Origin of the sequence: Paraburkholderia kururiensis, from assembly GCF_034424375.1 — a bacterium.
GTDB classification, from domain to species: domain Bacteria; phylum Pseudomonadota; class Gammaproteobacteria; order Burkholderiales; family Burkholderiaceae; genus Paraburkholderia; species Paraburkholderia kururiensis_A.
In genome coordinates, this window is sequence record NZ_CP139965.1 from 3,083,365 (window position 1) to 3,108,238 (window position 24,874).

A 24,874-nucleotide genomic window follows, 5' to 3' on the forward strand; every position below is an offset into this window, starting at 1 on the left:
CCGAATTTCATAAGAATGCCACGTTACTGTGAGAATTTCCGACGGTCCTCTAAAGTCTACCGACACGCCATTCTCCCAACCGATGTCCGCCCGCTACCCCCTTCTCAATCGCGAACTGGGCATCCTGGGCTTCAATGAGCGCGTGCTCGCTCAAGCCTCCGACCCCGCCGTGCCGCTTCTCGAACGGCTGCGTTTCATCTGCATCACGAGCAGCAATCTCGACGAGTTTTTCGAAGTCCGCATGGCGGGCCTGCACGAGCAGATGCGTGACAATCCGGGCGCACTCTCGCCCGACGGCATGTCGCTGCAGCACGTGTACGACCTTGTGGTCGAACGCGCCCAGAAGCTCGTGCATCGCCAGTACGCCATGCTGCACGACACCGTGCTGCCCGCGCTCGAACAGGAAGGCATCTATTTCCACGGCACCGAAGCGTGGAACGAAGCGCAGACGGAATGGGCACGCGGCTATTTCTTCGACGAACTGCTGCCCGTGCTCACGCCGATTGGACTCGACCCCGCGCATCCTTTTCCGCGCGTGCTTAACAAGAGCCTGAATTTCGTCGTCGAGCTGGAAGGCAAAGACGCCTTCGGCCGCCAGGCGATGATGGGCATCGTGCAGGCGCCGCGCGCGCTGCCGCGACTCGTACGCATGCCGCAAGAGCTTTCCGGCTTCGCCCACGGCTTCGTGCTGCTGAGCTCGCTGTTGCAGCGCTTCGTGAACGAGCTCTTTCCGAATCTCGTCGTGCGCAGTTGCAACCAGTTCCGCATTACGCGCAACAGCGAGCTCTTCGTCGACGAAGACGAAATCACGAACCTGCGTGTTGCGCTGCAAGGCGAACTGCCGGCGCGTCACCTGGGTAACGCCGTGCGGCTCGAGGTCTCCGCCGAAACACCGCCGCATCTCGTCAAGCGCCTGCTCGATGAAAGCGCGCTCTCGGAAAAGGACTGCTATTACGTGGACGGTCCGGTGAATCTCGTGCGGCTCATGCAGTTGCCCGAAATGGTGGACCGCCCCGATCTCAAGTTCGTCCCGCATATTCCCGCTATCCCCTCGCAGGTCGCGGCCAGCACGAGCCTCTTCGACGTCATCGATCAGGGCGACGTGCTGCTGCATCATCCGTACGAGAGTTTTCAGCCGGTGCTGGAACTGCTGCTTCAGGCTGCTAAAGACCCGAACGTCGTCGCCATCAAGCAGACCATCTATCGGACCGGCACCGACTCGCCGCTGATGGACGCGCTGATGCAGGCCGCGCGCAACGGCAAGGAAGTGACCGTCGTCGTGGAACTGCTTGCGCGCTTCGACGAGGAAACCAACATCAACTGGGCGTCGCAGCTGGAAGCGGTGGGCGCGCACGTGGTGTACGGCGTCGTGGGCCACAAATGCCACGCGAAGATGATGCTGATCGTGCGGCGCACGCCCATCAACGGCAAGATGGTTCTCAAGCGCTACGTGCACCTGGGGACGGGCAACTACCATCCGCGCACGGCGCGCCTCTACACCGACTTCGGTTTGATGACCGCCGACCCGAAGATCTGCGAAGACGTGCACCACGTATTCCAGGAGCTGACGGGCATTGGCGGCGAACTGGCCCTGCACGACCTTTGGCAATCGCCGTTCACGCTGCACCCGCAACTGATCCGCTCGATTCGCGCTGAAGCGGAGCACGCACGCGCGGGCAGGAAGGCGCGCATCGTCGCAAAGATGAATGCGCTGCTCGAACCGAGCGTGATCGACGAACTCTACGAAGCGTCGCAGGCCGGTGTGAAGATCGACCTCATCGTGCGCGGCGTGTGCGCGCTACAGCCCGGTGTGGAAGGACTCTCCGAGAACATCACGGTGCGCTCTATCGTAGGCCGCTTTCTCGAGCACCATCGCATCTACTACTTCTATGCGGGCGGCGAAGAGAACGTCTACCTTTCGAGCGCGGACTGGATGGATCGCAACCTGTTCCGGCGTGTGGAAGTGGCGTTCCCCATCAAGAGCCGGCGCCTGAAACGTCGCGTGATTGCGGAAGGGCTCTCGGTGTACCTGGGGGACAATCAGTCGGCGTGGCTCATGCAGAGCGACGGGCATTATCGCCGGCGCCGTCCCGGCAAGTCGTCGCGAAATGCGCAGTTGAGCCTGCTCGCGAAGTTCTGTTCCTGAGTCCCGGAAGTTGAAGGGCCGGCATCGTGCCGGCCTCAATTGCTCGCTTCCTCCGCCTATCTCTGTCGCCGCGCTCAGGCGAATCCGCTCAAGCCGCAGTGGTCTGGCAGCGCGCCGTACGCGCTGCAGGGAACCGCACGGTGAACTTGCTGCCGCGCCCTTCCTCGCTCTTCACTTCAAGCTGTGCATCGTGCCGTTGCAGCACATGCTTGACGATGGCGAGCCCCAGACCCGTGCCGCCCGTGTCGCGCGAACGGCTGCGGTCCACGCGATAGAAGCGCTCGGTCAGGCGTGGAATGTCGGCAGCGGGAATACCGAGTCCACTGTCCGTCACCGAAAACACGGCGCTATTGCCTTCCCTGTGCCAGTTGACGTGCACCTTGCCCCCGTCCGGCGTGTAGCGGATCGCGTTCATGACGAGATTGCCGAGCGCGCTCAGAATCTCGGTTTCCGCGCCCTTCACCGTGAGCCCTTCGTCGATGTCGTACGTGATGCGATGCCGGTCTTCGGAGAGCGTGCTGGCATCGTCGCGTACGTGCCGCAACACGGCCGACATGTCGACAACCCGATCGCCCGGCGGCTTCGCTTCGCCTTCTAGCTTCGCGAGCACGAGCAGGTCCGTCACGATGTGACGCATGCGCGAGGCCTGCTGCTCCATCATGTCGAGATAGCGTGCGCGTTCGGACTCGCTGAGCGGCAGTTCGCGCATCGTTTCGAGAAAGCCCGACAGTACCGTGAGCGGCGTCTTCAGTTCGTGGGACACGTTGGCCACGAAATCGCGGCGCATCGAATCCGTGCGTTCGAGTTCGGTGATGTCCTGCGAAAGCACGAGCTTGCGGTTCTCGCCGTACGGAAACACCTGCACCGACAGCACGTTCTGCCGCTTTTCGCCCATGCCGCGCATGATCAGCATCTCGTCGTACTGCTGCGAGTTCAGATAGCGGACAAACTCGGGCTGTCGCACGAGATGCGTGATGTGCTGGCGCAGGTCGCGCTTCGCGTCCAGTCCGAAATGCACTTCGGCGATCGCGTTGCACCATTCGATCTGGTCGTGGTCGTCGAGCATGGCCACGCCGTTTGGCGACGCCTGGATCGCCTGGATGAAGCGCGAATGCTGCTGTTCCACCTGGCGCACCTGCGCATGCCAGCGCTTGGCGAGCTTGTGCAGCCGGTAATAGATTTCGCCCCACACGCCCGGCGCGCTCGGTACCTCGCCGTACACGGGCGCATCGAGCAGCCGCCAGAGCTGCTGCTTGTGAAACGTGCTGAAGAAGCCCTGCGCGAGCAACACGATGACCGCGAGAATCAAGGCCGCCTTGATGCCGAAGAACGCGCCGACGCCTGCACACAGCACAGCCAGCAACACGACCGACACGATGGAGCGCACCCAGATGATGTTCATGGATGTAGCGATGGGAAAGCGTTACGCGCAACACGTCCGCGCGAAGAAACGGCGGAGTGCCGTCACGCGCTCCGCCGGGTTGTCGTTCTGATTATAGGGGTACGCCCCGGCGGTACGTCTCTACCCGCCGGCACCGCGAGCTTCCTTCAGGCGCTCTTCGCAAGACGGTAGCCGCTGCCGCGCACCGTCTCGATCATGGCGTCGCAGCCCGCCGGCTTGAGCGCGGCCCGCAGACGCTTGATATGGACATCCACGGTGCGCTCTTCGACGAACACGTGATCGCCCCACACCTGGTCGAGCAACTGCGTGCGGCTGTGCACGCGCTCCGGATGCGTCATGAAGAAATGCAGCAGACGGAATTCGGTGGGGCCGAGGTCGAGCTTGATTTCGCTGCCGTCCGAATGCGCCGCCACACGATGCGTGGCGGGATCGAGCTTGAGACCGTTGATCGCCACCACGTCCTCGGTGAGCTGCGGCGCGCGACGGCGCAGCACCGCCTTGATGCGCGCCATCAGTTCCTTCGGCGAGAACGGCTTGGTCACGTAGTCGTCCGCGCCGATCTCGAGGCCGAGCACCTTGTCCTGCTCGTCGCCACGCGCCGTCAGCATGATGATGGGGATGTGTCTCGTGCGCTCGTTGTTGCGCAGATCGCGGGCGAAAGCGATGCCCGACTTGCCCGGCAACATCCAGTCGAGCAGGATCAGATCCGGCAGCACGTCGCTGATCAGGTTCTGCGCCTGCTCCGCGTTGTACGCGCGAATCGGGCAATGGCCCGCATGCTGGAGGTTCACCGAAATAAGCTCGGAAATCGCGGGTTCGTCTTCGATGACAAGAATGCTGCTAGGCATCGGCACCTCGTGACCTTTACGAAAGAGAGTTAGCTGAGCGCTTCGCGTTCGAGCGCGTCGCGCGACTTGTGCCGCACGTCGGTGCCCTTCACGATGTAGATGATGAATTCCGCGATGTTCTTGGCGTGGTCGCCGATCCGCTCGATCGCCTTCGCGATGAACAGGAATTCAAGGCCCGCGCTGATGGTGCGCGGATCTTCCATCATGTACGTCACGAGCTTGCGCACGAACGCGCGGAATTCTTCGTCGATCGCCTTGTCGTCGCGCACGATCTGCGCGGCGGCCACGGTGTCGAGACGCGCGAATGCGTCGAGCGCGCGGCGCAGGATCGAGACGGCCATCTCGCCCGAGACCTTGATCTCGGCGATGTTGACCGTGCGCGAGGCGCCGTCTTCAGTCAGGCGCTTGAGGCGCTTGGCGATCTTTTCCGCTTCGTCGCCGGCGCGCTCGAGGTTCGTGATGGTCTTCGAAATGGCGAGCAGCAGACGCAGATCGCGTGCGGCCGGCTGGCGGCGCGCGATGATGTTGCTGCACTCTTCGTCGATTTCGATTTCCATCGTGTTCACGCGCTCTTCGTTCGTGATCACCTGGTCGGCGATCTCGGTGTCGAACGCGTTGAGCGCCTGCATGGCGTGGACGATCTGCGATTCCACGAGGCCGCCCATTTCGAGCACCTTCGATGAAACGAGGTTCAGGTCGGCGTCGAACTGGCTGGAGAGATGTTTGTCGGACATGTCGTGCTCCTCACGGCGGCGGGAATCAGCCGAAACGGCCGGTGATGTAGTCTTCCGTTTCCTTGCGGACCGGCTTGATGAAGATCTTCTCGGTGTCGCCGAATTCAATCAGTTCTCCGAGATACATGTACGCCGTGTAGTCCGAACAACGCGCGGCCTGCTGCATGTTGTGCGTGACGATCACGACCGTGTAGTCGCTCTTCAGTTCGGCAATCAGCTCTTCGATGCGGCCCGTGGAGATCGGATCGAGCGCCGAGCACGGTTCGTCGAGCAGCAGCACTTCGGGGCGAATGGCGATGCCGCGCGCGATGCACAGGCGCTGCTGCTGGCCGCCCGAGAGGCCGTAACCGCTCTGCCCCAGCTTGTCCTTCACTTCGCTCCACAGCGCGGCCTTCGTGAGCGCCCATTCGACGCGGTCGTCCATTTCGGAGCGCGAGAGCGTTTCGAACATCTTCACGCCGAACGCGATGTTGTCGTAGATCGACATCGGAAACGGCGTCGGCTTCTGGAACACCATGCCGATGCGCGCGCGCAAGAGCGAGATGTCGCGCTTCGTGGTGAGCAGGTTCTCGCCGTCCATCAGGATTTCGCCTTCGGCGCGCTGCTCCGGATAGAGCGCGTACATCTTGTTGAACGTACGCAGCAGCGTGGACTTGCCGCAACCCGACGGGCCGATGAACGCGGTCACCTTGCCTTCGGGAATGCTCAGGTTGATGTTCTTCAGCGCGTGGTATTTGCCGTAGAAGAAGTTCAGGTCCTTGACCTCGATCTTCGATGCACCCATCGGCTTCGCGTGCGTGCCCTGGGCGGGATCCATGCCAGCAGGCGTCGTGGCACGGCCATCGGTGTTCAGGTGAGTCTCTGCCATGTTCATCGGATTGCTCCGCCCTTACTTTTTCGAAAAGACCGTGCGTGCGAGGATGTTGAGTCCCAGCACCCCGAGCGTAATCAGGAAAACGCCTGCCCACGCGAGTGACTGCCACTGCGCGAACGGGCTCATCGCGAACTTGAAGATGGTGACCGGAAGGTTCGCCATCGGCTGGTTCATGTCCCAAGAGAAGAACTGGTTCGACAGCGCCGTGAAGAGCAGCGGCGCCGTTTCGCCGGCAATGCGGGCAACGGCCAGCAGCACGCCGGTGATGATGCCCGCCACCGACGCCTTCAGCGTAATCGACATCACCATCTTCCACTTGGGCGTGCCCAGTGCGAAGGCTGCCTCGCGCAGTGCGTTCGGCACGAGCTTCAGCATGTTCTCGGTCGTGCGGATCACGATGGGAATCTGCAGCAGCGCGAGCGAGATCACGCCGGCCCAGCCGCTGAAGTGCCCCATCTTCGCCACGGCGAGCGCGTAGACGAAGAGGCCCACCACGATGGACGGCGCCGACAGCAGGATGTCGTTGATGAAGCGCGTGACGCTCGCAAGCCAGCTCTTCTGGCCGTATTCGGCCAGATACACGCCGGCGAGAATGCCGATCGGCGTGCCCACGAACGTCGCGATCACGACGAGCATCAGGCTGCCCACGATCGCGTTGGCAAGACCGCCGCCGTCGGTATTCGGCGGCGGTGTGGATTGCGTGAAGAGCTGCACTGAGAGCCCGCCCACGCCGAGCTGCAGCGTCGTGAAGAGAATCCACACGAGCCAGAGCAGGCCGAACGCCATGGCCGCGAGCGAGAGCGTGAGCGCGATGGCGTTGACGGTGCGGCGGCGGCTTTGCAGCCGTGCGCGCATCACTTCCAGCTTTTCGCCGTAGATGGCGCCCGGTATTTTCATATGCGATTCGCTCATGACCGACCACCCTCCGCTTTTTCGAGGCGCAGCAGCAGGAGCTTCGAGATCGCGAGCACGATGAAAGTGATCACGAACAGGATCAGACCGAGTTCCATGAGCGCGGACGTATGCAGGCCCGGGCTGGCTTCGGCGAACTCGTTGGCAAGCGCTGAGGTGATGCTGTTGCCGGGCGAGAACAGCGAGACGTTGTCGAGCAGATTGGTGTTACCGATCACGAACGTCACGGCCATCGTTTCACCGAGCGCGCGGCCGAGGCCCAGCATCACGCCGCCGATCACGCCGGACTTGGTGAACGGCAGCACGATCTTCCACATGACTTCCCACGTCGTGCAGCCGATGCCATATGCCGACTCCTTGAGCAGCACGGGCGTCACTTCGAACACGTCGCGCATCACCGAGGCGATGTACGGAATGATCATGATGGCGAGGATCACGCCCGCGCACAGAATGCCGATGCCGATGGGCGCGCCCTGGAACAGCGCGCCGACGATGGGAATGCCGCCGAGCAACGTGCCGAGCGGCTTTTCGAACCATCCGGCGAAGATCGGCGCGAACACGAGCAAGCCCCACATGCCGTAGACGATCGACGGAATGGCGGCCAGCAATTCGATGGCGATGCCAAGCGGCCGACGCAGCCAGGCAGGCGACAGCTCGGTCAGGAAAAGCGCGATGCCGAAGCTCACAGGCACCGCGATGATGAGCGCGATCAGCGAGGTCGCGATGGTGCCGTAGATGGGCACGAGCGCGCCGAACTGCTCAGAAGGGGGATCCCACTCGGCGGTCCAGAGAAAGCGCAGGCCGAACTTCTCGATGGTCGGCATCGACGAAACGATCAGCGACACAATAATGCCGCCGAGCAACAGTAACGTGACGATAGCCGCGAGGCGGGTCAGGCTGCCGAAGATGACGTCGCCGAGGGGGCTGGGCGCCTTCTGCTGCGCCGAACCTCCTGGCGGAGCCGGGCGGGCGACGCCGGGCGCGAGTTGGATGTCGGACATGTTGGCCTGTTTCAGAAGCCGCCCGGCGACGCTTGGCGTCGGCGTGCAGCCAGGTAAAGACTGGCATGAGGAAACCGCAAGCCGCCTCGTCCCGAAACCCGGGGCGAAGCGGCGCACACAACCGGATCGCGAAGGCTGCGCCACACGGCGCAGCCTCTGGGCCGGCGTTGACGACTTACTCGGCGATAGCCTTGCCGGAAGCGTCCTTCACCTTCGTCTTCCACTGCGTACGGATTTCGCTCACGACCGACGCCGGCAGCGAGATGTAGTCGAGCTGATCCGCTGCTTCCGTGCCGTTCTTGAATGCCCAGTCGAAGAACTTCAGCGTTTCCTTGCCGCTATCCGGCTTGTCTTGCGCCGTATGCACCAGCACGAACGTCGCGCCGACGACCGGCCATGCTTCCTTGCCCGGTTCGTTGGTCAGGATCTGGTAGAACGACTTCTTCCAGTCGGCGCTGGCGGCGGCTGCCTTGAACGTCTCGGTCGACGGTTCGACGACCGCGCCCGACGCATTCTTCAATGCAGCATAGGTCATGTGGTTCTGCTTCGCATAGGCCCACTCGACATAACCGATCGAGCCCGGCAGACGCTGCACGAAGGCCGCGACGCCGTCGTTGCCCTTGCCGCCCGTACCGACCGGCCAGTTCACCGTCGTACCTTCGCCCACCTTCGACTTCCACTCGGCGTTCACCTTCGAGAGGTAGTCGGTCCAGATGAAGCTCGTGCCCGAACCGTCGGCGCGGCGCACCACGGCGATGTCGAGATCCGGCAGCTTGACCTTCGGATTCAGTGCGGCGATGGCCGGATCATTCCACTTTTTGATCTTGCCGAGGTAGATGTCGCCCAGCACTTCGCCCGACAGAACGAGTTCGCCGGCCTTCACGCCCGGCACGTTGATCGCCGGCACGACGCCGCCCACCACCGTCGGGAACTGGAAGAGGCCTTGCTTCTCGAGTTCGTCGTCCTTCAGGGGAGCGTCCGAACCGGCGAAGTCGACCGTCTTCGCGATGATCTGCTTGATACCGCCCGACGAACCGATGCCTTGATAGTTGACCTTGCCGCCGCCCGACTTCTGGTAGGCGTCAGCCCACTTCGTGTAGATGGGTGCTGCGAAGGTGCTGCCCGCGCCGGTGATGTCGGTAGCATGTGCGGCGATCGCGAAGAGCGCGCCAGCAATGCCAGCAAGCGCGGTTTGCATCAATTTCATTGAGACCTCCAGTGGTGTGAGCGGATGACACAACACCGCGAAGCTTAGGGTCTCTTTATGACAGTAATGTGACCTTGCGTGAAAGTCACATGACAGTCTTATTACCAGGTGAAAGGGAGGGCGTGCCGTTAAGCGGGCGCCTCATTTGGCGGCTACGTGACGCCGAGCCAGGCGCAGCAAGGCTTTTGCCGGCAAGCGGGCCGCGACGCGAACGTTTGCGCGGGCTGAAGGGTGAGTGCAATGTCGCCGCGAATCGTACACAAAGTTGGTGCAGCGGGAGCGACGCCGCGGCGGCATCGTGCCGCGCGGCGCTCGGGTATTCGGCCTGCCTCGGCCGATGGATGATTACGCTGTCGCGCGCTTCACCACGTCGGCGATGGCTTCAGCATGGCGTACGGCGTCCTGCTCGGCGCGTGCCTCGACCATGACGCGCAGCACGGGCTCCGTGCCGGAGGCGCGAATCAGCACGCGCCCGCTATCGGCCAATGCGGTCTCGGCTTCACGGATCGCGTGGCGAATCGCATCGCTGCCCTTCCAGTCCGAACCCGGCTGCATACGGACATTGATGAGCTTCTGCGGAAACAGCTTCACGCCTTCCAGCAGTTGGGCGAGCGTGCGGCCGCTGCGCTTCATCGCGGCGAGCACAAGCAGCGCCGACACGATGCCGTCGCCGGTGGAATGGCGATCCAGCGACAGAATATGACCGGACCCTTCCGCGCCCAGCTGCCAGCCATGCTCGCGCAGCTGCTCGAGCACGTACCGGTCGCCCACGGCCGCGCGGACGAACTTCACGCCGGCCCGCTGCAGCGCGACTTCGACGGCCATGTTGGTCATCAAGGTACCCACTGCGCCCTCGACCTTCCCGTCTGTCGCGATGCGGTCCTGAACCAGCACGTAAAGCAGCTCGTCGCCGTTATAGAGGCGACCGGCGGCATCCACCACCTGCAGACGGTCGGCGTCACCATCGAGCGCGATGCCGAGATCCGCATGATTCGCACGCACCGCGCGCACCAATGCGTCGGGCGCGGTCGCGCCCACCCCGTCGTTGATGTTGAAACCGTTCGGCGCCACGCCGATCGGGATCACGTCCGCGCCCAGTTCGTGGAACACGTGCGGCGCGATGTGGTAGGCCGCGCCGTGCGCGCAATCGACCACGAGCTTCATGCCACGCAGGTCGAACGCCTGCGGAAAGGTGCCCTTGCAGAACTCGATGTAGCGGCCCGCGGCGTCATCAAGCCGCCGCGCCTTGCCGAGTTGCTCGGAGGGCGCGCAATCGAGCGGCTTCTCGAGTTGCTCTTCGATCTGGAGTTCGACCTCGTCGGGCAGCTTGTTGCCATCCGCCGAGAAGAACTTGATGCCGTTGTCGTAGTACGGATTGTGCGACGCGCTGATCACCACGCCGGCCGCGAGGCGCAACGCGCGCGTGAGATACGCGATGCCGGGCGTCGGCATCGGACCGGCCAGCATCACGTCGACGCCGGCCGCCGAAAAGCCCGATTCGAGCGCGGCCTCGAGCATATAGCCGGAAACGCGCGTGTCCTTGCCGATCAGTACCGTGGGGCGTGTGCCCGAGCGAGCCCAGCGATCCGCGCCGGCGAGCACCTTGCCGGCAGCAAAGCCGAGGCGCAGCACGAACTCTGGGGTGATCGGCGCCGCACCGACCTTGCCTCGAATGCCATCTGTACCGAAATAGCGACGTGCCATTGCTTGTGGTCCTCCCTTCCTTATATTGAGGGCGCGTGCGGATCAGACGCGACGTGTCGCGTCGCGCACCGCGGCCCATACTTTCAACGCGTCCACCGTCGGTGCCACGTCGTGCACCCGGATGATCGCTGCCCCGCGTTCCGCCGCGCACACGGCTGCGGCCACGCTCGCCGCCATGCGTTCCGCTGTCGAACGTCCCGCCACCGCGCCCAGCATCGACTTGCGCGACATGCCCACCAGAATCGGAAACGACGGATCGGCGTGCGGCGCCGTGTCGCGCAAATGGGCGAGCAACGCGTAATTGTGCTCGACCACGGACTTGCCGAAGCCGAAGCCCGGATCGACGCTGATGCGCTCGCGGGCGATGCCCGCATCGGTCAGCGCACGCACGCGCTCATCGAGAAACGCGCGCACGTCGTCGACCACGTTCGTATAGGCGGGCTCTCCGCGCTGCATGGTTTGCGGTTCGCCGAGCATGTGCATGACGCACAAGCCGCAGCGACTATCGCGAACCGCATCGATGGCGCCCGGCAGCCGGAAACCCCAGACGTCGTTGATCAGGTCGGCGCCCGCCGCCAACGCCTGCCGCATTACTTCCGGCTTATAGGTATCGATCGACAGCGGCACGTTCGCGTCGCGCAGTTGCTCGACCATCGGAATCACGCGTTCGAGTTCTTCATCGAGCGGCACGGGCGGCGCGCCGGGCCGCGTGGATTCGCCGCCGATGTCGATGAGGTCGACGCCATCCAGCATCATTCGTTCGGCCTGACGCAGCGCATCGCCGCGTGCGATGAACTTGCCGCCGTCGGAGAAGGAATCGGGCGTGACGTTGAGAATCCCCATCACGAGCGGACGCTCGAACGACAGGGTAAAGCGACCGCACTGTAGCGGCGCAGGAAGCGGATAAGACCGCAATTCGATGCTGGACACGAAAACGCTTTCGATGTGACGGGGAATGCAAAACGGGCCGGTGTGGTGTCACACCGGCCCGTAACGTTATGCGGCCTCTATTACGCCGGTGCGGCAGCGCTGCCCGGCTTGACCTCGGTGCCCGTATTGCTGCCACCGGACGAAGAGGCGTCGCTGGCCGGCGGCGGTGCACTCTTCGGCGAGCGCGGCGGACGACCCGCCATGATGTCGTTGATCTGATCGGCGTCGATCGTCTCCCACTCCATCAGCGCGGCGGTCATCGCCTCGACCTTGTCGCGGTTCTCTTCGAGCAGGCGCCTTGCAAGGCTGTACTGCTCGTCGAGCACGCGGCGAATTTCCGCATCGACCTTCTGCTGCGTGGCCTCCGAGATCGTACGCGTGAACCCGCGGCCGAACGGCGAAGCGTCGTTCTCATCGTCGACGTACACCATCGGCCCGAGCGCGTCCGTCATGCCGAAACGGGCCACCATGGCGCGTGCCGTCTGCGTCGCCTTGTTGAAGTCGTCCGATGCACCCGTGCTGATCAGGTTCAGAAACAGTTCTTCGGCTGCGCGTCCGCCAAACAGTATTGCCAGGCGATCGAGCAGATAGTCCTTCGAGTACGTCTCGTTGTCGTGCTCGGGCAATTGCCACGTAACGCCGAGCGCCCGGCCGCGCGGAATGATGGTGACCTTGTGCACCGGGTCCGCCTTCGGCAACAGCTTGGCGATTACCGCGTGACCCGACTCGTGGTACGCCGTGGCACGCTTGGCGTCTTCGCGGATCACGGCCGACTTGCGCTCGGGACCCATGAAAATCTTGTCCTTCGCGTCTTCGAAGTCCTGCATTTCGACGATGCGTTTGCCGCGGCGAGCCGCGAAGAGCGCAGCCTCGTTCACGAGATTCGCGAGATCGGCGCCCGAGAAACCCGGCGTGCCGCGCGCAATCACCGCCGCGTCCACGTCGTTGGCAATCGGCACCTTGCGCAGATGAACCTTCATGATGTGCTCGCGGCCGCGGATATCGGGCAGGCCCACATATACCTGGCGGTCGAAACGGCCCGGACGCAGCAGCGCCTTGTCGAGCACGTCGGAGCGGTTCGTCGCGGCGATCACGATCACGCCGGAGTTCGCTTCGAAGCCGTCCATTTCGACGAGCATCTGATTCAGCGTCTGTTCGCGCTCGTCGTTGCCGCCGCCCATGCCGGCGCCGCGATGACGACCCACCGCATCGATTTCGTCGATGAAGACGATGCAGGGCGCGTGCTTCTTCGCCTGCTCGAACATGTCGCGCACGCGGGCCGCGCCCACGCCAACAAACATTTCAACGAAGTCGGAACCGGAAATACTGAAGAACGGCACCTTCGCTTCGCCCGCAATGGCGCGCGCAAGCAGCGTCTTACCGGTACCCGGCGGGCCGACGAGCAGCACGCCGCGCGGAATGCGACCACCCAGCTTCTGGAACTTCTGCGGATCACGCAGGAAGTCCACCAGTTCGGACACTTCCTCCTTGGCTTCGTCGCAGCCCGCGACGTCGGAGAAATTGACCGCGTTGTTGTTTTCGTCGATCAGACGCGCACGGGACTTGCCGAACGAAAAGGCTCCGCCTTTTCCGCCCCCCTGCATCTGTCGCATCATGTAAAACCAGAAGCCGATGATGAGGATGGTTGGCCCGAGGTAATACAGCGCGGAGACAAGCGCATTGGGTTCTTCGTCTGCCTTGCCGCTCACCTGGACGCCATACTTCATCAAGTCGCCGACCATCCAGATGTCGCCGGGCGACACGATCTGATACTTCTGGCCGTCTGACGGAGTGACCGTGAGGTTCCGCCCCTGTACGATGACGCTCTTGACCTTACCGTTCTTGGCGTCGTCCATGAACTGCGAATACGAGACGCCTTCCTGGACGCGGGGCTTATCGAACTGCTTGAACACAGTAAACAGCACCAGTGCGATGACCAGCCACACTGCTGCCTTCGAAAACATGTTGTTGTTCAAAGCACCACTCCTTCACTCATAGACGGGCGCCTACATTTGCCTTGCGGCACCACGAAAGCATTCTAATCCAGTCCGCAGACCCCTGCCATAACGAATCGCTACCGCAGGGATAGCCGGAAACCGCGCCAGAAGCGGCCCTGGCGGCATCCGGCAACACCGAGCAACCGTCACTTGTCGCGGGCGTCCGGACGTTTCAGCTGTCTGCCCAAAATAAACGTTTCAGCCGATTTATCACGTGACGCCTTCGGCTTGCGGGCCGCCACGATTTTGAACTGGTGCTTGAACTTCTCGACGATCTGGCTATACCCGCTGCCGTGGAAGCACTTGACTAAAAGGGCGCCATCCGGTTTGAGGTGCTGCTGCGCGAATTCCAGCGCCAAGTCGCAGACATGCTCGATGCGCGCAGCATCGGCAACCGCCACACCCGACAGGTTGGGTGCCATGTCCGAAATTACAAGGTCTACCGGACGGTCGCCCACCACCTCCTCCAGTTGGGCGAGCACGCTCTCCTCGCGAAAATCGCCTTCGATGAAGTGGACGTCGGCAATGGGCTCCATGGGCAAGAGGTCGAGCGCAATGATCGTGCCGTCGATGCCGCCCTGGCGCGCCGCGTCACGCCGGCTGCCCTGCGCGAGCTTGTTGCGCACGTACTGGCTCCAGCTGCCCGGCGCCGCGCCGAGATCGACGATGACTTGCCCCGGCCGGATCAGCTTGTCCTGTTCGTCGATTTCCTTGAGCTTGTAGGCGGCGCGGGCGCGATAGCCCTCCCGCTGCGCCATCTTCACGTACGGATCGTTGATGTGGTCGTGCAGCCACGACTGATTGAATCGATTTTTTGCCATTACCGTTGAACTGTTGCTGCGTGATGCCGCACTTTTAGCGGATAATACGCGTTTTATTCGCGTGGCTGCCGCCCTCGCCCGTGTCGGGCCACAGGCGGCTTGCGGGTTGTTGCATTCCCCCACGTTTTTTCCCTTGTTCCGGCGAGCCGCTCCTCGCGCCCATGCGGCGAGCGGGCGCCGCCATTCTAGTCGAGTCCCGGACTCCCACAGCCGCCATGCCCGCCCTCCAAATCTCCTCCGACCAGCGCGCCGCCCTGCGCTCCGAAGCGCACGCGCTCAAACCGGTCGTACTCGTCGGCGCCGAAGGCTTGACCGATGCCGTCCTCAAAGAGATCAAGGTGCACCTCGCGGCCCATGAACTCATCAAGATCCGCGTGTTCGGCGACGAGCGCGAAACGCGCCTCGCCATCTACGAGGAAATCTGCGACCGGCTCAACGCCGCGCCGATCCAACATATCGGCAAGCTGCTGGTGATCTGGAAGCCCCGCCCCGCCGAACGCACGGCGGAGCGGGGTGCGGCTCGCAAAGCAGCCGTGCCCGGCGCGCGCGAGGCACGAGCTGCCGGCGCCGCGGGCGAGTCGAAAGGCCGCGCCCCGCGCGTCGTCAAAGTGGTTAAACCGAGCGACAACCCGATGCGCCGAAACAGGCCCGAACTCGTCGTGGTACGCGGCAATGAGCGCGTGACGGCGGGCGGAAACGTGAAACGGGCGAAAAAGCGCCAGACGGGTGCGAAACGACAGCACCAGGGCACCAAGTAAGGCCGCAACGGAATTCGGCAAGGCGCGGCCCGCGCCTTTCGCCGCAGGCGCATCAAACCGCCTCGGCGCGCCTTACGGAAGTCAAGGCGCACGCGGTGTGCGCCCTACCTGAGCGGCGCGCTCTGCGCCACACTGCCCGGCAGCATCCAGACCAGCGCCAGACCGAAGAAGCTCTCCACCAGATAGAACAGGCTGGAGACGCCATGCAGCAGGCCGAACCGGCTGGCGTACGCGGAATGGCCTACGTCCGTACCAGCATTCAAGGCCGCGACACGCAGCGCGTTCATGAACGGCTGCAGTCCGAAATAACCGACGAGCACGCACACCAGCATGCCCGCAATCATCCAGCGCAGCCGCCGGTAAGCGTCGTTGCCACGCCGAACGAACAGATTGCCGAGCGCGAGCAACAATACGCCAGACACCACACCAATCACTGCTTCGATACGAAACAGCTGTGCCGCAACGCTGCCCGCCGTCATACGGTCGAGCGAAGCGAAGAGCACGGGCGCCACGACGTAGCCGACAGTCAGCAGGCTGCCGACCCAGACCACGACGATGAGCCGGAATACCCGGTGAGGCATCGAGGACACCTGCACGGCGCCGCTCAGACGTAACGGACTTCGATGATTTCGTACTCGCGCACGCCGCTTGGCGCCTGCACGGCGGCGACGTCGCCTTCCGACTTGCCGATGAGCGCACGCGCGATGGGCGAACTGATGGAGATGAGGCCGTGCTCGAGGTCGGCTTCGTCGTCGCCGACGATTTGATACGTCACGGTCTTGCCCGATTCGAGGTCTTCGAGTTCCACCGTTGCTGCGAACACGACGCGGCCGTCCGCTTCCAGCGCGGCGGGGTCGATGATCTGCGCCGCGGCAAGCTTCGACTCGATCTCGGCAATGCGGCCTTCGATAAAACCCTGTTTTTCTTTGGCGGCGTCGTATTCCGCGTTTTCCGACAGGTCGCCCTGCGCGCGGGCTTCCGCGATCGAATTAATGACAGCGGGACGCTCAACCGTTTTCAGACGCTGCAATTCGTCGCGCAGTTGATCCGCGCCACGTTTGGTCAAGGGAATAGTGCTCATAGACGACTCGTGTGGCCAAAAACGGCCATAAAAAAAATCACCGCGGTTAAGTGCATCCCGGTGCGGAACCGGCCACGATACGCAGGTATCAGGCCGTAGCCTTCGGGACGCCGCCTAACCGCGGCAGTTACGAATTGGACTGGTGATCGAAGCCTTAGTTTAGGCGAGCATGGAGTCCTTGTAAATCATAGACTTCCAGGTTCTTCAGGTAACGCAGGCCCTCCACCGCGGCACGCGCGCCCGACATGGTCGTGTAGTACGTGACCTTGTTTGCCTGTGCGCTCATGCGGATGGAACGCGAGTCCGCGATCGCCGATCGGGTCTCGTCCACCGTCGTGAACACGAGCGCGATCTCGCCGTTCTTGATCATGTCGACGATGTGCGGACGGCCGTCCTTCACCTTGTTCACCACCTTCACCGGCACGCCGGCCGCCTGGATGGCCGCAGCCGTGCCGCGCGTCGCGACGATCGGGTAGCCGAGTTCGTGCAGCATGCGCGCGACTTCGACCGCCTTCGGCTTGTCGGCGTCCATCACGGTGAGCAGCACCGTGCCGGACTCCGGCAGGCGCGAACCCGCTGCGAGCTGCGACTTGAAGAGCGCCTCGCCGAAGGTCTTGCCCACGCCCATCACTTCGCCGGTCGAACGCATTTCCGGTCCGAGCACCGGGTCGACGGTCGGGAACTTGACGAACGGGAACACCGCTTCCTTCACGCTGAAGTAAGGCGGCACCACTTCGCGCGTCACGCCCTGCTCCGCGAGTTTCTGACCCACCATCGCACGGGCGGCGATCTTCGCGAGCGGCAGGCTGGTCGCCTTCGAAACGTACGGCACCGTACGCGACGCACGCGGATTCACTTCGAGCACGTAGATCACATCGCGCTTCGAGCCGTCATCTTGCGGGACCTGCTGGATCGCAAACTGCACGTTCATCAGGCCGACTACGTTGAGCGCCTTCGCCATTGCGGCCGTCTGGCGCTTGAGCTCGGCAACCGTTTCCTGCGAGAGCGAATACGGCGGCAGCGAGCACGCCGAGTCGCCCGAGTGCACGCCGGCCTGCTCGATGTGTTCCATCACGCCGCCGATGAACACGGCCTCGCCGTCCGAGATGCAATCCACGTCGCACTCGATGGCGTCGTTGAGGAAGCGGTCGAGCAGCACCGGCGAGTCGTTCGAAACCTTCACGGCCTCGCGCATGTAGCGTTCGAGGTCGCGCGGCTCGTGCACGATTTCCATGGCGCGGCCGCCCAGCACATACGACGGGCGCACGACGAGCGGATAGCCGATCTCGTCGGCCAGCTTGAGTGCCTCGTCTTCGGTACGCGCGGTGCGGTTGGGCGGCTGACGCAGATTCAGGTCCTGCAGCAGCTTCTGGAAACGCTCGCGGTCTTCCGCCGCGTCGATCATGTCAGGCGACGTACCGACGATAGGCACGCCGTTCGCCTCGAGGTCGAGCGCGAGCTTGAGCGGCGTCTGGCCGCCGTACTGCACGATCACGCCGAGCGGCTTTTCCTTGTCGACGATTTCGAGCACGTCTTCGAGCGTGAGCGGTTCGAAGTACAGACGGTCCGACGTGTCGTAGTCGGTGGAAACGGTCTCGGGGTTGCAGTTCACCATGATCGTTTCGTAACCGTCTTCGCGCATCGCGAGGGCGGCATGCACGCAGCAGTAGTCGAATTCGATCCCCTGGCCGATGCGGTTCGGGCCACCGCCCAGCACCATGATCTTCTTCTTGTCGGTGGGCTGCGCTTCGCACTCTTCCTCGTAGGTCGAGTACATGTACGCGGTCTTCGTGGCGAACTCGGCTGCGCACGTATCCACGCGCTTGTACACGGGGCGCACGTTGAGTTCGATGCGGCGGCGGCGCACGTCGGTCTGCGTCGCGCCCAGCAGCTTCGCGAGGCGTCGGTCCGAGAAGCCGCTCTGCTTGAGGAAGTACAGTTCTTCCTTCGAAAGGCTCGCGAGCGTGCGGCCGGCGAGCGCCTTCTCCTTAAGCACGATCTGTTCGATCTGTGCGAGGAACCACGGATCGATCGACGTTTCCTCGAACACTTCCTCTCGCGTCATGCCGAGGCGGAACGCGTCGCCCACATACCAGATGCGGTCGGGACCAGCCTCGCCGATCTGGCGGATCACTTCGTCGCGGTTCGTGGTCTTTTCGTCGAGCCCGTCCACGCCCACTTCGAGACCGCGCAGCGCCTTCTGGAACGACTCCTGGAACGTGCGGCCGATGGCCATCACTTCGCCCACAGACTTCATCTGCGTCGTCAAGCGCGGGTCGGCTTCGCGGAATTTCTCGAATGCGAAGCGCGGAATCTTAGTGACCACGTAGTCGATGGTCGGTTCGAACGAGGCCGGCGTCTGCCCGCCCGTGATCTCGTTCTTGAGTTCGTCGAGCGTGTAGCCCACGGCGAGCTTCGCCGCGACCTTCGCGATGGGGAAGCCCGTCGCCTTCGACGCGAGCGCCGACGAACGCGACACGCGCGGGTTCATCTCGATCACGATCATGCGGCCGTTCTGCGGATTGATCGAGAACTGCACGTTCGAGCCGCCCGTATCCACACCGATCTCGCGCAGCACCGCGAGCGAGGCATCGCGCAGGATCTGGTATTCCTTGTCTGTGAGCGTTTGCGCCGGCGCGACGGTGATCGAGTCGCCGGTATGAATGCCCATCGGGTCGAGGTTCTCGATCGAGCACACGATAATGCAGTTGTCCTTTCTATCGCGGACCACTTCCATCTCGTACTCTTTCCAGCCCAACAGCGATTCTTCGATCAGAAGCTCGCGCGTGGGCGAAAGATCGAGCCCACGCTTGCAGATCTCCTCGAACTCTTCGCGGTTGTACGCAATGCCGCCGCCCGAGCCGCCCAGCGTGAACGAAGGACGGATCACGATAGGGTAGCCGCCGGTGCCGGTGGCCTGCGCGATTTCCGCGTGCACCTTGAGCGCCTCTTCCATCGAGTGCGCCGTGCCCGACTTCGCCGAGCCAAGGCCGATCTTCGTCATCGCGTCCTTGAACTTCTGGCGGTCTTCGGCCTTGTCGATGGCCTCGGGCGACGCGCCGATCAGCTCGACGCCGTACTTCGCCAGCACGCCTTCGCGGAACAGGTCGAGCGCGCAGTTGAGCGCGGTCTGACCGCCCATCGTCGGCAGGATCGCGTCCGGGCGTTCCTTCGCGATGATGCGCTCCACCACTTCCCACGTGATCGGCTCGATGTAGGTGACGTCGGCCGTGTTCGGGTCGGTCATGATCGTCGCCGGATTGCTATTGACGAGAATGACCTTGTAGCCCTCCTCCCGCAACGCCTTGCACGCCTGCGCGCCCGAATAATCGAACTCGCACGCCTGGCCGATGATGATCGGACCGGCGCCGATGATGAGGATGCTCTTGATGTCTGTCCGCTTGGGCATAACGCTCTCGTAGATGTATTCCTGTGTTCCTTGCTTGCTCGCGCGCCTGGGCGGCTGCGTGATTCGCGCTGCCTGCGCTGCGTCGTTCGTGCCGGGTCTTTACGCGGCAGCCGTGCGGTCCGTCGCGCCGGCGTTGCGGGCGGCGTCCATCAGCGCCGTGAACCGGTCGAACAGATAGCCGATGTCGTGCGGCCCCGGCGATGCCTCCGGGTGACCCTGGAAGCAGAACGCCGGCTTGTCGGTCAGCGCGAAGCCCTGCAGCGTGCCGTCGAACAGCGACACGTGCGTCACACGCGCGTTGGCGGGCAGCGTATCGGCATCCACGGCGAAGCCATGGTTCTGCGACGTAATCACGACGCGGCCGTCCGCGAGATCCTTCACCGGGTGGTTCGCGCCGTGGTGGCCGGTCTTCATCTTCATCGTCTTTGCGCCGACGGCGAGCCCCATGATCTGGTGGCCGAGGCAAATGCCGAACGTCGGAATGCCGCGCGCGATGAATTCTTTCGTGGCCGCGATGGCGTAGTCGCACGGCTCCGGGTCGCCGGGGCCGTTCGAGAGAAAGATGCCGTCAGGATTGAGCGCGAGCGCGTCGGCGGCGCTCGCCTGCGCCGGCAGCACGGTCACGTGGCAGCCGCGCTGCGCGAGCATGCGCAGAATGTTGTGCTTCACGCCGTAGTCGAATGCGACCACGCGATACTTCGGCTCGTTCTGCACGCCGTAGCCTTCGCCCAGTTGCCATTCGGTCGTAGTCCAGACGTATTCGCGCTGCGTCGAGACCACCTTCGCGAGGTCCATGCCGGCAAGGCCGGGGAACGAGCGCGCCAGTTCGACGGCCTGGGCCTCGTCGGCCGAGCCCGCTACGATCGCGCCGTTTTGCGCGCCCTTGTCGCGCAGGATACGCGTGAGCTTGCGCGTGTCGATGCCCGCGATCGCGACCACGTTTTCGTCGCGCAGATAGTCAGAAAGCGAACGCTCCATGCGGAAGTTCGACGCGAGCCCCGGCAGGTCGCGAATGATGAGACCGGCGGCATGGACTTTCGTGGCTTCGACGTCTTCAGCGTTGACGCCGACGTTGCCGATGTGCGGATACGTGAGGGTGACGATCTGGCGGGCGTAGCTCGGGTCGGTCAGGATTTCCTGATAGCCCGTCATGGCCGTGTTAAACACGACTTCGCCGATGGTGTGGCCCGGCGCGCCGATCGAGTAACCACGAAAGACCGTGCCGTCGGCAAGCGCGAGCAAAGCAGGAGAAAAAGACGGCAACACGGGAGACTCCTTGGGGGAACACCCTGTTGCCGACCTGTTGATCCGACCGTACGGGCTGAAGCGGCGGCATCGTTCGATGCGCGCGAGAGCCCGGTCGCGGCTGGCGGCAGGCGTCGCGCTCGCGGCGGGCGGCCCCGGCTCTGAACGAGCGGACCGGACGGGAGCTGCGGCGCGCCTTCCGCTGCCTGTTGCGTCCATATTGCGTGCGAATGCACGCCGACGCGCGGCGGATGAACGGTTTGGAGGAGGTAGGCGCTAGGGTGCGGGTTGATAAGCTGAAACTTTCGAATTATAGCCTGAAAGCGAGGTTATCTTCAAATGCGGGGCCGTTCGGGCCAGAACCACGGCGGTTCGCTGGCTGCGCATTCACTATAAGTCCACGGAGGTACGATGGGCGGCGGATCGGTTCGGTGCCGCGCGTGCGAGCGAAGCTCGGAATCACGACCCACGAACACTGGAACGGCACCGCGCTTCACCCTGCATCCAACCCGCCTCGGGTCGCGTCGCTCAGAACTGCCGCTCGGCCGAAAGCGCCGCCGATTCCGCCATCGCCGGACCCGGCAGGACATACCACACCGCACTTGCGATCTGCAGGGCAATCAGGATGCCCCAGGCAGCGAGATGCGCCGCCCGCGGATAATGGCCACCCGTTTCCGGCCAGTGCGACAGCACGGCCCCCACGCCGATCTGAAAACCGAATATGAGCAGAAAGATCACGAGCGTGAGTGTCGTATTGGCACGCCCGATCAGATGCGCCGGGAAATGGCGCGCCATCACCGCGTAACTGAGGATGCCCGTACCGCCAAAGAATCCGTAAGCGGCCCACAAAAAACCAGCGGGCAGCGGCGCGTCGCACACGATCAACACCTGGGTAACGACGAACAGCGCCATGCCGATGCCGCAAAACGCGTGCAGGGAAACGCCTCGGCGCTCAAGGCTGCGAGCCGCCGCGCCGAAGCCCACGCAGCCCGCCATCATCGCGAATCCCAGCACCGATACGAGCGCGGCAGCGGATGGCCCCGTGAAGCGCCCGACATCGCGCAACCATGCGCCGACCCACAGCGATTGCATCGCGTAAAAGACGCCTTGCGTGACGACGGAGAACGACGCCATCCTCCAGAACGCCGCGCTGCGCATGATGTGCCAGGTGCCCTTGAACTGGTTCACGAGGCCACCCTGACGATGCCGCGGGTCATGCACTTCCGGCGCACCGAGCCAGAGCGCGACAGACACGCCCACCGTAAGCACGCCTAGCCCGATACACACCATGCGCCAGCCCGCGAACGTCAACAGCCACGTGAGCGGCGATCCAACCGCGACGCCACCCAATCCGCCGACCGCCATCACCAGTCCATTCATGAGCGGCAGTCGTGCCTGCGGGTAATGCTGGGCAAGCGCCTTGAAGGCCGCGCCAAGGCATACGGAAACGCCCACGCCGATCAACAGCCGCCCCGCCATCATCCCCGCCACGCCCTGAGCGGCGCCGAAGACCCATACGCCGGCGGCTGCGAACAGGAGCATCCCCGCCGTCACGCGGCGCGCGCCGTAGTGATCGAGCAGTACGCCTGCCGGAATCTGCGCACCGGCGAAGCCGAGAAAGTAGAGGCTCGTGAGAAGACCCAGATCGGCTGCGGAAAGCCCCAGCTCGCGCGTGATCAACGGCGCGAAGCCGAGATTGACCCCGCGGAACACGTACGAGACGAAATACCCGGCGGAAAACAGCACGAACACACGCAGTTGGGCAGGCGACATAGGCACGAGGCTGTGTGACGGCCGGCGCACCGGCCAGCGCGAAACCGGAACGATACTGGAAACCGGCTGCGCTCGCCGGCCGCGGGTTCGACGCCACGCGCCGACGAATCCGCATCGAACCGCGACAAGAACAGCTGCGGCGGAAATGAAAACGCCGTCACGCAAAGGTGACGGCGCATGAAAATACCAGGTGTGATCGGAGCGCGTTTCATGCGCTGCCCCCGCAACGCATGTGGTCACCCCAGGCGGGCCGCTTGTTTTACTTGCGCTTGCGCGCTTCGCCTGCGGTCTTCGGGCGGCTTGCCGCAGGCTTCGATGCCTTGCTGGAAACGCTTGCCGGCGCCTTCGACGTGACCGACGTTTTCTTCGCCGCCGCGGAAACCTTGACGACGCCGGTGCGAGCGTGACCGTGCTTCTTATCGTAGCGCGAAGCGCTGGGCTTGTCCGGAACGCTGGCGCTCACCTTTTCCACGCCGCCGCCCTGCACGTTGGTGGCGAGCTTCTCGGGGCCCGGCTCGCTCGGCATCGACTTGCCGACCGGCACGTGCAACACGAGCACCTGCCCCGGACCGACGAGCGTACGGTGCGTGCGGTTCCATGCCTGCAGCTGGCCGAGGGAGACGCCGTAGCGGCTCGCCACCGCAGCCATCGACTGCTTGCGGCGCACGCGGATCAGCATCTTGCGCGTATCGGGTACGTCGGGCTCCATGGCGAGCACGGCGCTTTCGGCGACGTCGGCGCTGATGTCTTCGTCGTCGTCATCGCCGCTGCGGGGCACCACCAGCGTAGAGCCCGGTTTCAGACGCATACCCGCCGGAATCTTGTTGACCGACATGAGCGTGTCCGCGTCCACGCCGATCTTCTCGGCGAGTGCCGCAGGCCGCGCGCGCTCGGTGACCGTGTACGTGGTCCACGACGAGAGCTGGCCCTTATAGGCCTTCAGATTGTGCTCGAACGCGCTCGCGTTATCGAACGGCAGCAGGATCTGGGGCTGAGTCGCGCCCAGGATGACCGGCTTCTTGAACGACGGATTGAGCGAGCGAAACTCGTCCGTGGACATGTTCGCGAGCTTCGCGGCGACGTCGACGTCCATGTCGTGCGACGTCGTGACCGTCACGAAGTACGGGTGATTCGGGATGGAGGGCAGCGCGAGCCCGTACTGCTGCGGGTTCATCACGATGTTCTTGACGGCCTGCAGCTTCGGCACGTAGTTGCGTGTCTCGTTCGGCATGCGCAGGCTCTGGTAATCCGTGGGCAGCCCCGCCGCCTGGTTGCGTGCGATGGCGCGCTGCACGTTGCCCTCGCCCCAGTTGTACGCCGCGAGTGCGAGATACCAGTCGCCGAACATGTCATGCAGCCGCGAGAGGTAATCGAGCGCAGCGCTGGTCGATGCAAGCACGTCGCGGCGCTCGTCCTGCCACATGTTCTGCTTGAGGTTGTAGGTGCGGCCCGTGCCCGGCACGAACTGCCACATGCCCGCCGCCTTCGCGACCGAAAGCGCCTGCGGGTTGTACGCGGATTCGATGAACGGCAGCAGCGCGAGCTCGGTCGGCATATGTCGCGCTTCGAGCTCTTCGACGATGTGATAGAGGTACTTCTGCGACCGCTCGGTCATGCGAGCCACGTAATCGGGGCGCTGCGCATACCAGTTGGCCTGCATGTCGACCAGGTCGCTCTGCAGGTCAGGCATCTGAAAACCGCGGCGGATGCGCGCCCACAGATCGGTATCGGCGCTGGTGAGCTGATCGACGGAACCGTTGTCGACGTCGATGGTTTCTTTCGCGGAGGCAGTCTTGCGGAGGGTATCGGCTACAACTTGCTGGGTATTGGGATCGGGTGAGGCAGATTGACTCGCAGTCGGTCCCTGGCTCGCGCACGCAGCAAGCATGAGGACCACTAGCGCACTAAAGATAAATCGCATGAATCGGCTTCCGCAAGGCTGGAATTTGGAGCCGATGGTACGGGAAGCCAAGCGTTTCCGTCAATTGGAAATAACGGGAAAAACCCAGCTAAATCCGATGCTTGGCCAATT

General features: G+C 63.6%; 19 protein-coding genes. 2 read left to right on the forward strand and 17 right to left on the reverse strand.

The features are described 5' to 3' along the window. Window positions 1-82: 82 nt before the first annotated feature. Window positions 83-2,146 carry a polyphosphate kinase 1 gene (ppk1, locus tag U0042_RS13675; RefSeq protein WP_114810320.1) on the forward strand — a complete coding sequence of 688 codons (2,064 nt, stop codon included), beginning with the start codon at window positions 83-85 and terminating at the stop codon, window positions 2,144-2,146. A gap of 88 nt (window positions 2,147-2,234) precedes the next feature. On the opposite strand, the gene phoR is transcribed toward ppk1, so the two are convergent. The 11 genes from phoR to U0042_RS13730 form a co-directional block, all read right to left on the reverse strand. Beyond that, entirely contained in the window at window positions 2,235-3,548 is a 1,314-nt protein-coding gene (gene phoR, locus U0042_RS13680) for a phosphate regulon sensor histidine kinase PhoR (protein WP_114810319.1), read from the reverse strand. A 146-nt stretch (window positions 3,549-3,694) separates the two neighbouring features. Beyond that, window positions 3,695-4,396 carry a phosphate regulon transcriptional regulator PhoB gene (gene phoB, locus U0042_RS13685; RefSeq protein WP_017776188.1) on the reverse strand — a complete coding sequence of 234 codons (702 nt, stop codon included), beginning with the start codon at window positions 4,394-4,396 and terminating at the stop codon, window positions 3,695-3,697. Window positions 4,397-4,425: 29 nt separating this feature from the next. Continuing rightward, on the reverse strand, window positions 4,426-5,130 hold the full coding sequence (phoU, locus tag U0042_RS13690) for a phosphate signaling complex protein PhoU (RefSeq protein ID WP_114810318.1): 705 nt from the start codon (window positions 5,128-5,130) through the stop codon (window positions 4,426-4,428). Window positions 5,131-5,155: 25 nt separating this feature from the next. Then, window positions 5,156-6,004 (reverse strand): phosphate ABC transporter ATP-binding protein PstB, encoded by an 849-nt coding sequence (pstB, locus tag U0042_RS13695; protein ID WP_114810317.1) that lies wholly within the window; start codon window positions 6,002-6,004, stop codon window positions 5,156-5,158. 15 nt (window positions 6,005-6,019) lie between these two features. Further along, on the reverse strand, window positions 6,020-6,916 hold the full coding sequence (gene pstA, locus U0042_RS13700) for a phosphate ABC transporter permease PstA (protein ID WP_114810316.1): 897 nt from the start codon (window positions 6,914-6,916) through the stop codon (window positions 6,020-6,022). Further along, a complete protein-coding gene (pstC, locus tag U0042_RS13705; RefSeq protein ID WP_114810315.1) occupies window positions 6,913-7,917 on the reverse strand; it encodes a phosphate ABC transporter permease PstC in 1,005 nt (334 codons plus the stop codon). Before pstC ends, pstA begins: the two co-directional genes overlap by 4 nt. 175 nt (window positions 7,918-8,092) lie before the next feature. After that, the gene (gene pstS, locus U0042_RS13710; protein ID WP_114810314.1) at window positions 8,093-9,124 is read right to left on the reverse strand and encodes a phosphate ABC transporter substrate-binding protein PstS; all 1,032 of its coding nucleotides are present in this window, start codon (window positions 9,122-9,124) and stop codon (window positions 8,093-8,095) included. 345 nt (window positions 9,125-9,469) lie between these two features. Next, complete coding sequence (gene glmM / locus U0042_RS13715) at window positions 9,470-10,828, reverse strand: phosphoglucosamine mutase (protein ID WP_114810313.1); 1,359 nt, start codon at window positions 10,826-10,828, stop codon at window positions 9,470-9,472. Between the two features lie 42 nt (window positions 10,829-10,870). Then, window positions 10,871-11,758 (reverse strand): dihydropteroate synthase, encoded by an 888-nt coding sequence (folP, locus tag U0042_RS13720; RefSeq protein WP_114810312.1) that lies wholly within the window; start codon window positions 11,756-11,758, stop codon window positions 10,871-10,873. Window positions 11,759-11,838: 80 nt separating this feature from the next. Further along, window positions 11,839-13,734 carry an ATP-dependent zinc metalloprotease FtsH gene (ftsH, locus tag U0042_RS13725; protein WP_017776180.1) on the reverse strand — a complete coding sequence of 632 codons (1,896 nt, stop codon included), beginning with the start codon at window positions 13,732-13,734 and terminating at the stop codon, window positions 11,839-11,841. A 167-nt stretch (window positions 13,735-13,901) separates the two neighbouring features. Then, window positions 13,902-14,576, reverse strand: coding sequence for an RlmE family RNA methyltransferase (locus tag U0042_RS13730; RefSeq protein WP_114810311.1), 675 nt, complete (start codon window positions 14,574-14,576; stop codon window positions 13,902-13,904). A gap of 215 nt (window positions 14,577-14,791) precedes the next feature. Between U0042_RS13730 and U0042_RS13735 the strand changes: the two genes are divergently transcribed. After that, a complete protein-coding gene (locus U0042_RS13735) occupies window positions 14,792-15,334 on the forward strand; it encodes a YhbY family RNA-binding protein (RefSeq protein WP_114810310.1) in 543 nt (180 codons plus the stop codon). A gap of 104 nt (window positions 15,335-15,438) precedes the next feature. On the opposite strand, the gene U0042_RS13740 is transcribed toward U0042_RS13735, so the two are convergent. The 6 genes from U0042_RS13740 to U0042_RS13765 form a co-directional block, all read right to left on the reverse strand. After that, entirely contained in the window at window positions 15,439-15,915 is a 477-nt protein-coding gene (locus U0042_RS13740) for a DUF4149 domain-containing protein (RefSeq protein ID WP_114810402.1), read from the reverse strand. A gap of 23 nt (window positions 15,916-15,938) precedes the next feature. Then, window positions 15,939-16,415 (reverse strand): transcription elongation factor GreA, encoded by a 477-nt coding sequence (gene greA, locus U0042_RS13745; RefSeq protein WP_114810309.1) that lies wholly within the window; start codon window positions 16,413-16,415, stop codon window positions 15,939-15,941. Window positions 16,416-16,569: 154 nt separating this feature from the next. Then, complete coding sequence (carB, locus tag U0042_RS13750) at window positions 16,570-19,824, reverse strand: carbamoyl-phosphate synthase large subunit (protein WP_114810308.1); 3,255 nt, start codon at window positions 19,822-19,824, stop codon at window positions 16,570-16,572. 99 nt (window positions 19,825-19,923) lie between these two features. Continuing rightward, window positions 19,924-21,090: a glutamine-hydrolyzing carbamoyl-phosphate synthase small subunit gene (gene carA / locus U0042_RS13755; protein WP_114810307.1), complete on the reverse strand. Its 1,167-nt coding sequence runs from the start codon at window positions 21,088-21,090 to the stop codon at window positions 19,924-19,926. A 507-nt stretch (window positions 21,091-21,597) separates the two neighbouring features. Further along, on the reverse strand, window positions 21,598-22,842 hold the full coding sequence (locus U0042_RS13760) for an MFS transporter (protein ID WP_114810306.1): 1,245 nt from the start codon (window positions 22,840-22,842) through the stop codon (window positions 21,598-21,600). A gap of 259 nt (window positions 22,843-23,101) precedes the next feature. Beyond that, complete coding sequence (locus U0042_RS13765) at window positions 23,102-24,763, reverse strand: transglycosylase SLT domain-containing protein (RefSeq protein ID WP_114810305.1); 1,662 nt, start codon at window positions 24,761-24,763, stop codon at window positions 23,102-23,104. Between the last annotated feature and the right edge of the window lie 111 nt (window positions 24,764-24,874).

What these genes read in the sequence shown, in the direction of transcription:
- phoU (WP_114810318.1), bottom strand. Translation starts at nt 5,130, where the DNA reads ATGTCCGACAAACATCTCTCCAGCCAGTTCGACGCCGACCTGAACCTC.
- U0042_RS13730 (WP_114810311.1), bottom strand. Translation starts at nt 14,576, where the DNA reads ATGGCAAAAAATCGATTCAATCAGTCGTGGCTGCACGACCACATCAAC.
- U0042_RS13740 (WP_114810402.1), bottom strand. Translation starts at nt 15,915, where the DNA reads ATGCCTCACCGGGTATTCCGGCTCATCGTCGTGGTCTGGGTCGGCAGC.
- pstS (WP_114810314.1), bottom strand. Translation starts at nt 9,124, where the DNA reads ATGAAATTGATGCAAACCGCGCTTGCTGGCATTGCTGGCGCGCTCTTC.
- phoB (WP_017776188.1), bottom strand. Translation starts at nt 4,396, where the DNA reads ATGCCTAGCAGCATTCTTGTCATCGAAGACGAACCCGCGATTTCCGAG.
- glmM (WP_114810313.1), bottom strand. Translation starts at nt 10,828, where the DNA reads ATGGCACGTCGCTATTTCGGTACAGATGGCATTCGAGGCAAGGTCGGT.
- U0042_RS13735 (WP_114810310.1), top strand. Translation starts at nt 14,792, where the DNA reads ATGCCCGCCCTCCAAATCTCCTCCGACCAGCGCGCCGCCCTGCGCTCC.
- phoR (WP_114810319.1), bottom strand. Translation starts at nt 3,548, where the DNA reads ATGAACATCATCTGGGTGCGCTCCATCGTGTCGGTCGTGTTGCTGGCT.
- pstA (WP_114810316.1), bottom strand. Translation starts at nt 6,916, where the DNA reads ATGAGCGAATCGCATATGAAAATACCGGGCGCCATCTACGGCGAAAAG.
- U0042_RS13760 (WP_114810306.1), bottom strand. Translation starts at nt 22,842, where the DNA reads ATGTCGCCTGCCCAACTGCGTGTGTTCGTGCTGTTTTCCGCCGGGTAT.
- carB (WP_114810308.1), bottom strand. Translation starts at nt 19,824, where the DNA reads ATGCCCAAGCGGACAGACATCAAGAGCATCCTCATCATCGGCGCCGGT.
- pstB (WP_114810317.1), bottom strand. Translation starts at nt 6,004, where the DNA reads ATGAACATGGCAGAGACTCACCTGAACACCGATGGCCGTGCCACGACG.
- U0042_RS13765 (WP_114810305.1), bottom strand. Translation starts at nt 24,763, where the DNA reads ATGCGATTTATCTTTAGTGCGCTAGTGGTCCTCATGCTTGCTGCGTGC.
- ppk1 (WP_114810320.1), top strand. Translation starts at nt 83, where the DNA reads ATGTCCGCCCGCTACCCCCTTCTCAATCGCGAACTGGGCATCCTGGGC.
- greA (WP_114810309.1), bottom strand. Translation starts at nt 16,415, where the DNA reads ATGAGCACTATTCCCTTGACCAAACGTGGCGCGGATCAACTGCGCGAC.
- pstC (WP_114810315.1), bottom strand. Translation starts at nt 7,917, where the DNA reads ATGTCCGACATCCAACTCGCGCCCGGCGTCGCCCGCCCGGCTCCGCCA.